At 59.1% G+C, this 11129-nt stretch carries 8 protein-coding genes; 4 read left to right on the top strand and 4 right to left on the bottom strand.

What is annotated here, in order from left to right; translation table 11 throughout:
- Together WCL58_RS24815 and WCL58_RS24810 are read right to left on the bottom strand one after the other, a co-directional pair.
- Nucleotides 1–1436: S8 family peptidase (locus WCL58_RS24815; protein WP_336851729.1), on the bottom strand; the 1436-nt coding region annotated here is incomplete at its 3' end.
- A 478-nt stretch (nucleotides 1437–1914) separates the two neighbouring features.
- Nucleotides 1915–2568, bottom strand: coding sequence for a TetR/AcrR family transcriptional regulator (locus tag WCL58_RS24810; protein WP_038874652.1), 654 nt, complete (start codon nucleotides 2566–2568; stop codon nucleotides 1915–1917).
- 250 nt (nucleotides 2569–2818) lie between these two features.
- Here WCL58_RS24810 and WCL58_RS24805 point away from each other — a divergent pair, with 250 nt between their 5' ends.
- Nucleotides 2819–4036 (top strand): Tm-1-like ATP-binding domain-containing protein, encoded by a 1218-nt coding sequence (locus tag WCL58_RS24805; protein ID WP_102985375.1) that lies wholly within the window; start codon nucleotides 2819–2821, stop codon nucleotides 4034–4036.
- Nucleotides 4037–4128: 92 nt separating this feature from the next.
- Here WCL58_RS24805 and spy read toward each other — a convergent pair whose 3' ends face one another.
- The gene (spy, locus tag WCL58_RS24800) at nucleotides 4129–4617 is read right to left on the bottom strand and encodes an ATP-independent periplasmic protein-refolding chaperone Spy (RefSeq protein WP_038874659.1); all 489 of its coding nucleotides are present in this window, start codon (nucleotides 4615–4617) and stop codon (nucleotides 4129–4131) included.
- 535 nt (nucleotides 4618–5152) lie between these two features.
- On the opposite strand from spy, the gene pdeR reads away from it, so the two are divergent.
- Entirely contained in the window at nucleotides 5153–7153 is a 2001-nt protein-coding gene (gene pdeR / locus WCL58_RS24795; RefSeq protein ID WP_336851728.1) for a cyclic di-GMP phosphodiesterase, read from the top strand.
- Between the two features lie 16 nt (nucleotides 7154–7169).
- Here the strand turns inward: pdeR and WCL58_RS24790 are convergent, their stop codons facing one another.
- Nucleotides 7170–8036, bottom strand: a complete 867-nt coding sequence (locus WCL58_RS24790) for a crotonase/enoyl-CoA hydratase family protein (protein WP_038874666.1) — start codon at nucleotides 8034–8036, stop codon at nucleotides 7170–7172.
- A 342-nt stretch (nucleotides 8037–8378) separates the two neighbouring features.
- Between WCL58_RS24790 and yhjD the strand changes: the two genes are divergently transcribed.
- A complete protein-coding gene (yhjD, locus tag WCL58_RS24785) occupies nucleotides 8379–9398 on the top strand; it encodes an inner membrane protein YhjD (protein WP_060425396.1) in 1020 nt (339 codons plus the stop codon).
- A 328-nt stretch (nucleotides 9399–9726) separates the two neighbouring features.
- Nucleotides 9727–11049: an MFS transporter gene (locus WCL58_RS24780; protein ID WP_038874673.1), complete on the top strand. Its 1323-nt coding sequence runs from the start codon at nucleotides 9727–9729 to the stop codon at nucleotides 11047–11049.
- Nucleotides 11050–11129 lie beyond the last annotated feature (80 nt).

Here is an 11129-nt window from a genome sequence, read left to right as displayed (position 1 = left end):
TTACCCGTCAGCACCAGCGTGCCGATGCCCTGCTTGGTCAGGCCGCCGTGGCCGGAGATGTCGTTGCTCCAGAAGTCCAGGCCGCAAAGATCGCTGCTGCAGACGCGCTCGGTCGGTTTACCCTTGTCCAGCACCGCGCCGACGCCCGGCAGATCCACCACGAACTGGGTCGGGCCGTAAGCCACGCCCGTCGGATCCGGAATACGGAATTCTTCGGGAATATCCTCGGCGGTCACCAACATGCCCGGGCCGTTGATGGCCTTGCCCAGGTTGATCATCCCCCAGCCGTAGAGCGCGTCGATGCCCGGCGCGCCCATGTCGGTGGCGGTGGTTTTCAGCACGTCCGCCACCTGTGCGCCATTCAAATACGGGAACCGCTCCATCAGCACCGCAACGCTGCCGGCCACGTGCGGCGCCGCCATCGAGGTGCCGCTGTATTTGGCGTAACCGGTCGTCAGATTCTCCACGCTGGTGCCTTCAATCACCGAGCTATATACCCGGGTTCCCGGTGCCGAGACGCAGAAGCTGGCGGTATAACCGCAGCGAGAAGAGAAGGTGCTGATGCTGTAATCGCCGGTATTGGTGGGATCCTGCAAGCTGGCGACCGACAGCCAGTTCGGTGCAATCTCCGGCACGAAATAGGCCAGACCGGCCATGGCATCGGGGTTATTCAGATTGCCGTCGTTACCGGCGGCGAAGATGGTGACCACGCCGCTGCGCGCCGCGTCGATCGCGCCCTGATAGGCGCCGCCGGGTTTGGTGCCCAGGATAACCTTGATCTGATCGAACTGCTTTTGCGCGTCGTCGACCGTGAAGTGAGGATAAGCGGGATCTTTGCCTCCCTTGGCGAATTTATCGGTAATGCCGATGCCCCAGCTGTTATTGATGATGCGCGCGCCGCTGGCCACCAGCGCCTCCCAGCCGGCCTGGTAAACCGCGCCGTCGTTACCGAGCACAATGCCGTCTTCCGGGCCGGGATCGCCGTTTTCTGCGCTGATGATCTGCGCGTTGAACGCCACCCCGTGCATGGCGCCGCCGTCGCGGCTGCCGGCGGCGATGCCGCCCACGTGGGTGCCGTGCGAGCCTAATTTGCCGCTGGAGTCGGTGCTCGGTGTGCCGTCATAGCGGAAGTCATCGCCTTTTTTTACCGGAATATAGGGATCGGTGTATTCGCGGGTGCCATGGGTAACCAGATTGATCACCTTATCAGGACCGGAAAACTCGGGGTGCTTGGCGTAGACCGGCTGATCGAAAATGCCGAGTTTGATGCCTTTGCCGGTATAACCGGCGGCGTAGGCCTGGTCGGCGTGGATCGCCCCCAGCCCCCATTCCGCGTTGAACTCACTGCTGCGCCAGCTGGCCGGATCGCCCGCTTTGCCGTTCTCTATATAGGTGGCAGCCTGCGCCCCGCCGATCGCCGTCAGGCAGATCAGCATCGCGCTCCATTGTGCGCGATGAACTCCGATTTCAGGCCAGCCGAAGGCCGCCCGAGCGGATTTGACTCCTCTAAGTTTCTTCTCCATCCCAGATACCGTCCGTTGTTGTTTGCAAATGTTTTATAAGATTTTTTGTGTAACAGTTTGGTAACACCAAATAAATAAAGCACAACAATCTCAAGTGCGCTTAATGTGTCATCCGGCAGTCAGGAGGGAGGAGAGAAAGTTTCAGGGGTGAATCAGGCGAAGGAGGATAAGAAATGGCAATGACATCTCCCAACGCCGAAGTCGCGGCATGAGGTGAGAGAAACAATATTATAATTATGATAAATAAGAATATAATTCAGTAAACAACAAAGAGGCAGAACGCCTGAAAAGTGATTAACAGGCGTCTTTTATCACTTTTAATTATAAATTTTGCCAATATTCACTCAGTGAATTATGCTGGATTTTCACTCAGCCATCGGCAAAAATTGGATTATCCTGCTGATGTTTTTTTGCTGTTCATCGCGTCTTCTTCCGCCTGACGAAGGATGGCTTTGGCCATCCATTGCGTGACGTCCTGAATATTATCCAGCTCCAGGCCCCAGATATCTTTCAACACCAGAAATACTTCCGAGCCGTAAATCAGCGAGAAAGCATGAATCACTCTCTGCAGAGAGTCCGACGGCAGTTTGCCCTGCAACGGTTCTACCGCCAACGCCAGCAGACGCTTGCGGTTGCCGCGCACGAATTTTTCGCCCGGCGTCGCGTTCGCCCACTGCTGTAAAGAGAGCTGCAACGCCGCGCGCAACGCCCCCTCATGCCGCTCCATCTGAGGATAGGCGAAGCTCAGCAATTGCTGAATACGCTTCAAAGCATCATCGTCTTGCGGGCGCCATTCCAGAATTGGGCCCAGGCTTTCCGCCACCACGGCGCTAATCAGCGCACTTTGGGTCGGAAAGTAACGGTAGGCCGTCGCACGCGATACCTGTGCATGCGCCGCCAGTTCGGTGATCGAAGGAAACGCGCCTTCGTCATACAGCGCCATCGCGCTGGCCAGCAACAAACGGTAGGTTTTTGCCCGGGCGGAGGTCAGAGAAGGATCGAGAGGGACGGGAAAAGCATCTATCGGCACATAAACCTCATGCATCTGCACACGCTAGCACAACCGGGGACGATGCCTCTGTTGGCCGGTTGCCGGCAAAGCGCCGGCCACGTTGAAAAGCTCAAAAATGAGACAGAAGTCCCATTTTGCATCGCCTAACCCTTGCAAAAATGATACGGCCGTCTCATTATATAAATACATTAATTACTTTAACTTAATAGCCAGCACCAGGGTTCCACTAAAAATATAACATCATAATTTATAAATAAAAACTAGAAGCACTCGGGAAAACCCCATGATTGATACTTCAAATTTTGTCTATATTGCTACCACAGCAGATACCAAAGGACAAGAGTTGGAGTACGTACGGCGGCTGATCGCTGCCCTGAACTTACCTACGCGAACCGTCGATCTCTCCACCCGTAGCTTGCCGTTTGATTCCCCCGCCGATATCAGCCCAGAGGACGTTGCCTGCCACCATCCGGCAGGCGCCGGCGCGGTCTTCTGCGCCAGCCGCGGCCAGGCGATCGCCGCCATGGCGACCGCTTTCGAACGCTTTATCCTGACGCGCCGCGATATTGCCGCCCTGCTTGGCCTGGGGGGCTCCGGTGGCACCGCCATCATCACGCCGGCCATGCAGCAGCTGCCGATCGGCCTGCCGAAAATAATGGTCTCAAGCATGGCGGCGGGTGACGTTTCCGCCTATGTCGGCGCCAGTGACATCAACATGCTGTATTCGGTCACCGATCTCGCCGGTCTGAACCGCATCTCGCGACGGGTGCTCGGCAACGCGGCGCGCCAGATAGCCGGGGCCGTACGCTTCGCCGCCGTCGACTATCCCGACGACAAGCCCGCGATTGGCCTGACGATGTTTGGCGTCACCACGCCCTGTATTCAGGCGCTGGTTGCCGACCTTGAGCCGCAATGGGATTGCCTGACGTTTCACGCCACCGGCAGCGGCGGCAGAGCGCTGGAAAAACTGATCGATAGCCGCCAACTGCGCGGCGCCATCGACTTGACCACCACCGAAGTGGCCGATTACCTGTTTGGCGGTGTGCTACCCTGCAATGCAGATCGTTTCGGGGCCATCGCGCGTACCGGCATCCCTTGCGTGCTCTCCTGCGGCGCGATCGACATGATCAACTTCGGCGCGCCGAATACGGTGCCGGCTCGCTACGCCAACCGCCTGCGCCACCATCACAATCCGCAAGTGACGCTGGTGCGCACCAGCGCGCGGGAAAGCGCGTTAATCGGACGTTGGATGGGCGAAAAAATCAATGCCTGTACGGGCGAAGTGCGCTTCGTGATCCCGGCAGGCGGCGTATCGGCTCTGGATGCGCCGGGGCAACCGTTCTGGGATCCGGCGGCGCTGGCCGCCTTTACGCAAGCGCTGGAGGAGACGGTATACGCCACCGACAAACGCCGGCTGATAAAAACGCCTTATCATATTAACGACCCGCGCTTTGCACAGGCCGTTGCCGAACAGTTCCGGCACATTGTCGGCGGGGAATGATTATCACTCACTGCAGAACCTGCCGGTGATAACGCCAAATAAAAAAGGCCAGACAAATAGTCTGGCCCTTTTTTATTCACCGCGAGCGGATATTACTGACCGGAGGACATCTGCTCCTTCATTTTATTCATATGGTCCATCATCTTTTGCTCGCGTTTCTGATAATTCTCATTGTATTGTTTTTTCTGCTCAGGAGTCAGCAGGTTATACATTTTATTTTCCGCTTTGGCGCGTTCCAGCATGCGTTCGGATTGTGCTTTGCCCATCGCGTCAATTTGCGCTTTCGCCTTCGCTTCGTCAAAGCTGTCGGAAGCCACCAGATTATGCAGCGCCTGGCGTTCCTCTTTCATGCCCGGCCCGCGCTTCTGGTGCGACTCTTTCATGATATCGCGCATCTGCTGGCGCTGCTGTTCGGTCAGGTTCAGCCCGGCGAACGGGCCGCCTTTGCCTTCACCCTTGTGATGCATCATTTTCATCGGCGCCGCATCCGGTGCCGGTGCCGTCGTGTCTGCAGCGAACGCCGCAGAAGCAGAACCCAGAGCCAGCGTGGAAGCAATAAATAAAGCCGTCAATTTACGCATAATCATTTCCTTAAAAGTTTTTCTTCATCAGGAGCGCTGTACGTTAACAGGCTCATTCGTCGTCGGAGATAATAATAGGCTGATAAAATTCAAGTAATGCGAGGGTGTGTAAACTTTTTAAAACCCGTCTCGGATTTATTCACCAATTATGAGAAAACTATGAAGATGGCGTTTATTTGATGGAAATTTTAATTTCCCGGTAAAAATCCCCCCGGTGGAGTTATTTTTCCGCTTTCCCCTCACCGCTATAATTTACTCGCCTCCACGGCAACCTTGCATCAACCGTTTTCCGATAGCGGGGAGGTCGGTACAAACATCACAGGATCCGATGTTCTCCTACACTTTAAGACAACCGGCCGCCGGGTGACGTTTACACCGCAAAACTAATCATTGCTTATATAATAGTTTCCATCACCCGCCTCGCCTGTGAAAACCTGTTATATGATGCACAGATGCGCACGGCGACCACTTTCGGGCCAACAGGCTGCCCCGGAGCTGTGCTGACCGGCCGCCCGTGCTCTTTTGAGGAATCATCATGCCCGCAGACCAAGGCCCTGAGCTTCTTAACGCCCACTTCGGCACCCAAAGCCCCCACTGGCGGCTGGCGTTTGACAGCAATGCCCTGGAGCTGTCCGCCGTTAAGGGCAAAGCCCACGTCGCGGTGGCGCTCAGCGCCATGGAAGCGGCGAAAATCCGCCGTCTGACCGGCGTCACCGCCAGCCTTGAACTGACCATTACGCTCGCCGGAGAACCGCTGCATCTGCATCTGGTGGGGCGCCGCGTCAATAATCTCGAATGGGCGGGCACCGCTTCCGCCTTCAGCGACACCCAATCCGTGGCGCGCGATCTGGTGCACGGCCTCTCCTTCGCCGAGCAGGTGGTGTCCGAAGCCAACTCGGTGATCGTGATCGTCGATCAGCACGGCCGCATCCAACGCTTCAACCGGCTGAGCGAGGAGTACACCGGGCTGCGCGAACATGAAGTGATCGGCAAAAACGTTTTCCAGCTGTTTATGAGCCCGGAAGAAGCCGCCGCTTCGCGGCGCAACATCGCCGGCTTCTTCCGCAACGGTTCGTCCTATGAGGTGGAACGCTGGGTAAAAACGGTCAAGGGCGAACGGCTGTTCCTGTTCCGCAATAAATTCGTGCACAGCGGCAGCGGCAGCGGCAAGAACGAGGTGTATCTTATCTGCTCCGGTACCGACATCACCGAAGAACGCCGTGCGCAGGAGCGGCTGCGGGTGCTGGCCAACACCGATCTCATCACCGGCCTACCGAACCGTAACGCGATCCAGGACAAAATCAATCACGCCATCGCCACGCGCGGCGAAGAGAGTTTCGGCCTGGTCTACCTCGATCTCGACAACTTCAAGAAGGTCAACGACGCCTACGGCCATATGTTCGGCGATCGGCTGCTGGTCGAGGTCGCGCTGGCGATCCTCGGCTGCCTGAGCCCGGACCAGGTGCTCGCCCGCCTCGGCGGCGACGAATTCTTGGTGCTGGCGCCGCAAACCGATCGCGAGCGCCTGCAAACGCTGGCGCAGCGCATCATCGACAGGCTGAAAACCCCTTTCCGCATCGGCCTGATTGAGGTGTATACCGGCTGTTCGATCGGCATCGCGCTGTGCCCGGAGCACGGCAACGATCTCGACAGCCTGATCCGCAGCGCCGATACCGCCATGTACGTCGCCAAGGAGCACGGCAAACGCACCTATACCGTCTTCTCGCCGGAGATGAACAAGCGCGTCGCCGAATACATGTGGCTGGACACCAATCTGCGCAAAGGCCTGGAGCAAAATCAGCTGGTGCTGTATTACCAGCCGAAAATCGACGCGCGCAGCGGTGAAGTGCACAGCGTGGAAGCGCTGGTGCGCTGGGATTCGCCGGAGCGCGGCCTGATCCCGCCGCTGCAGTTCATCTCCTACGCCGAGGAGTCCGGCCTGATCGGCCCACTGGGGCAATGGGTATTGCAGACCGCCGCCGGCCAGGCGGCGCAGTGGCAAGAGCAGGGATTGAATCTGCGGGTGGCGGTCAACCTCTCCGCCCGGCAGCTGGCCGACGACAGCATCGTCAACGACCTGCTCGGGGTGCTGCGCCGTCACCGCATGGCCCCCTGTCTGTTGGACTTCGAGTTGACCGAAAGCAGCCTGATTGAAGACGAGAACCGCGCTCGCGCGCTGATCACCCGGTTGCGCGAACTGGGCGCGCAGGTGCATCTCGACGACTTCGGCACCGGCTATTCGTCGCTGGCGCAGCTGGCGCGTATTCCGCTGGACGCCATCAAGCTGGATAAAAGCTTCGTGCGCGGGGTGAATTTCAACCCGGTATCGCAATCGTTGGTGCGCGCGATCGTTGCGGCGGCGGAGGCGTTGGCGTTCCGGGTGATCGCCGAAGGGGTGGAGACCGAGAGCGAAAACCACTTCCTCGACGAGGTCGGCGTGGACGAAAAACAGGGCTTTCTGTTTGCGCGGCCAATGCTCCCGGAACAGCTGGAGCATTGGCTGCAGTCCTACCGCCCGCACTCACCCTCCGCGTGAGGCGGGCGCGTTAACGTTAGCCGGCACGACGCAGGTTCAGGGTATGGCGATCCTGCAACATCACCAGCCGCTCGATGTAGGCGCGGTCTTTTTCCTCAATGGTAAAGGCCGAGTGCACCCAGTCTTCGGTAATGTCCATCAGCTCGGAACGCGTCAGCTGCAACACGCGCTGACGCGCCCGCAGCATGGCGCGCATGCCGTTGAGCTTCGGCCGGATAGTATCGATGAAGGTGCGCGTCGCCATGTAGGCGTCGCCGGGCTGGAACAGCTGGTCTACCAGCCCGCGGCTCTCGAACCACTCTGCGGTGTGCGACTCGCCGCCCCAAATCAGCTCCTCGGCCAAGCGCATGCCCGCCTTGCGCGCCACCAGCGAGTAACCGCCCATACCGGGAAACAGGTTGAACGCGATCTCCGGAAACCCCATGCGCGCGTTGTTCTGCGCCAACACGAAATGGTGCGCCAGCGCCGCTTCAAAACCGCCGCCCAGCGCGCTGCCTTCGACCATCGCAATGCTGACCGCGCCGGTGTCGAAACCGCGCGCCGCCGCATGTACGCAGTCGATGCAGGCGCGCGCGTAGGCCATCATCGCCTCGCGCTTGCGGTTTTTGATCGCTTCGGCGAAGAACTGCAGATCGCCGCCGACGTTGAACATGTTCGGCACCAGCGAGCCGGTGACCCAGAAATCGAACCGCAGCGAAGACTCCTTCGCCGCCTGCGCCAGCGTCATGATGTCTTCGATCAGCGCCTGGTTGAAGCAGGGGCGCGGCGCGGCGCGCAGCAGCATCCACATGATGTGCCGCCCCTCTTCATAGTAGGCGGACAGCTGCGACAAATTGCCCGCTTCGGTAAACGGACGACAGGTGGGGTGATTAAGCAATTTCATAAGACCTTCCAGTTTTTCTGTTGATGACGGATGAGACCGTTCCAGCCCCTACGGCTGCAGCGGAGCGGTGGGCGGCAAAAGCGCGACGCCACATCATGAGTAAACGCTTTCTCGCCGACGAAACAGATAAAAATTGGAGGTAGGGAAGTGAAAAAAACCGAGGCGCCACGGGGTTTTCATAGGAATTTTACCTATCGCCCCCTCCCCGGCATTTCATGCCGGGCGCTAACGCGCTAAGCTCGGAAAATGACCGTTTGCCGCCCCGGCGTTCAAAACGCTGCGGGGCTTTGGCTATAATCAACGCTGAAACATGCCGTTTAACGTTAAGGAAATCGTGAAGTAATGCCTACAGGACCAGACCAGGAACGCCACCAGCCCGCACAAGACACGCCGCCGAAGCCGCTTATCGCCATCAAGACCGGCCATGAGACCCTCGACCGCCGCATCGGTGGTTTTTCACGTCTGATTGAACGCATCAAAGCCTGGCCAAGCGTGGCGCACCTGCTGCGCGCCGCCGAACGCTTTAACGATCGGCTGGGTAGCCAGTTCGGCGCCGCTATTACCTATTTTTCATTCCTCTCGCTGATCCCGATCCTGATGGTGTCGTTTGCCGCCGCCGGCTTCGTGCTGGCCTCCAACCCGGATCTGCTGGCCCGCTTGATCAACCGCATCGTCGGCAGCATCAGCGATCCGACGCTGGCCAGCACGCTGAAGAACACCGTCAACACCGCCATTCAGCAGCGCACCACCGTGGGATTGACCGGCCTGGCGCTGGCGCTCTATTCCGGCATCAGCTGGATGGGCAACCTGCGCGAGGCGATCCGCGCGCAGTCGCGCGATGTCTGGGAGCGCAATCCGCAGGATCAGGAGAAAATCTACTTCAAATACACCCGCGACTTCATCTCGCTGACCGGCCTGGTGGTCGCGCTGATCATTACGCTGTCGCTGACCTCGGTCGCCGGGTCGGCGCAGGCGGCGATCGTCAATGCGCTGGGGCTGGACGGCATCGAATGGCTGCGGCCGGCGCTGACGCTGATCGCGCTGTCGATCTCGATCTTCGCCAACTATCTGCTGTTCCTGTGGATTTTCTGGATGCTGCCGCGCCACAAACCGAAGAAAAAAGCGCTGCTGCGCGGCACCTTGCTCGCCGCCATCGGCTTTGAGGTGATCAAGTTCGTGATGACCATGACGCTGCCGCAGGTGGCAAAGTCGCCTTCCGGCGCGGCCTTCGGATCGGTGATCGGGCTGATGGCGTTCTTCTACTTCTTCGCTCGTTTGACGCTGTTTTGCGCCGCCTGGATCGCCACCGCCGACTACAAAGGCGACAAAGCGTTGCCGGAACGCGAACCTCCGGCGCGCTGAAGCCATGCGATCGTGCCGGTGTTATCGCACACACCGGCACTTTCCTCTGGATATCAACCAGAAAACCAGTCAATACGTCTAAATAACGCGGCGCGCGATCCGAAAAACCAGCATAACAAACTGCTCGCTCACTTTTCTTTGCCGCTTTTACAGCCATTCCCTCTGCACGAAAGCCCTTTCTCAACGTTTAACGCTGCAGAAAACAAGCCAGATAAAACATTAGTCTTTTTAACCGGTTAGCGGGGCCATTGCCCAAAGTTCCCGCGTTGAAAAGGCCGAATGCTGTCACTAAGATGGATTTTTACCCCTTCCAACAATAAGAAATATTATGCAAGCCACCATCGCACCCCCACTCGACGCCGACGACGCGTCCACACCGGTGAACTCCCGCGGGAAAGTCATCGTCGCCTCGCTGGTCGGTACCGCCATCGAGTTCTTCGACTTCTACATCTACGCCACCGCCGCGGTGATCGTGTTTCCACATATCTTCTTCCCACAGGGCGACCCGACCACCGCAACGCTGCAGTCGCTGGCCACCTTCGCCGTCGCCTTTGTCGCGCGCCCTATCGGCTCTGCGCTGTTCGGGCACTTCGGCGATCGCGTGGGGCGCAAGGTCACGCTGGTCGCCTCGCTGCTGACCATGGGGATTTCCACCGTGCTGATCGGCCTGCTGCCGAGCTATGAAACCATCGGCATCTTCGCCCCTATCCTGCTGGCGCTGGCGCGCTTCGGGCAGGGCCTGGGACTGGGCGGCGAATGGGGCGGCGCCGCCCTGCTGGCGACGGAGAACGCGCCGGCCAAAAAGCGCGCGCTGTACGGCTCCTTCCCCCAGTTGGGCGCGCCGATCGGCTTCTTCTTCGCCAACGGCACCTTCCTGCTGCTCTCCTGGCTGCTGAGCGACCAGCAGTTTATGGAATGGGGCTGGCGCGTGCCGTTCATCCTCTCCGCCGCGCTGGTGCTGATTGGCCTGTACGTTCGGGTGTCGCTGCATGAAACGCCGGTGTTCGCCAAAGTGGCCAAAGCCGGCAAACAGGTGAAAGTGCCACTCGGCACGCTGCTGAGCAAGCATCTGAAAGCGACCATCCTCGGCACTTTCATCATGCTGGCGACCTACACGCTGTTTTATCTGATGACGGTGTATTCGATGACCTACGGCACCACGCCGCAGCCGTTGGGGCTCGGCTACTCCCGCAACAGCTTCCTGTGGATGCTGATGGTGGCGGTAATCGGTTTCGGCGTGATGGTACCGATCGCCGGCCTGCTGGCGGACGCGTTCGGCCGCCGCAAGACCATGATCGCCATTACCCTGCTGATGATCGGCTTCGCGTTCCTGTTCCCGACCCTGCTGGGTTCCGGTAACCAGGCGCTGGTGATGGGCTTCCTGCTGTGCGGCCTGAGCATCATGGGGCTGACCTTTGGCCCCATGGGCGCGCTGCTGCCGGAGCTGTTCCCGACCGAAGTGCGCTATACCGGCGCATCGTTCTCCTACAACGTCGCGTCTATTCTCGGCGCGTCCGTGGCGCCTTATATCGCCACCTGGCTGGCGGCCCACTACGGGCTGTTCTACGTCGGCATGTACCTGGCGGCGATGGCCGGGTTGACGCTGTTGGCCCTGCTGCTGATGAAAGAAACCCGCCACCAGTCGCTGTGATCCCCTACGGCCCCCTCACTGCGGGGGGCCGCACGCGTTGTTCGTTTCCTGTCATAAAACCGGGCTATGCTGGACGTTTC

This window comes from Serratia sp. TMDUHS_CL, assembly GCF_037137105.1.
GTDB classification, from domain to species: Bacteria; Pseudomonadota; Gammaproteobacteria; order Enterobacterales; family Enterobacteriaceae; genus Serratia; species Serratia nevei.
This window is presented reverse-complemented; position numbering and strand designations above follow the sequence as displayed.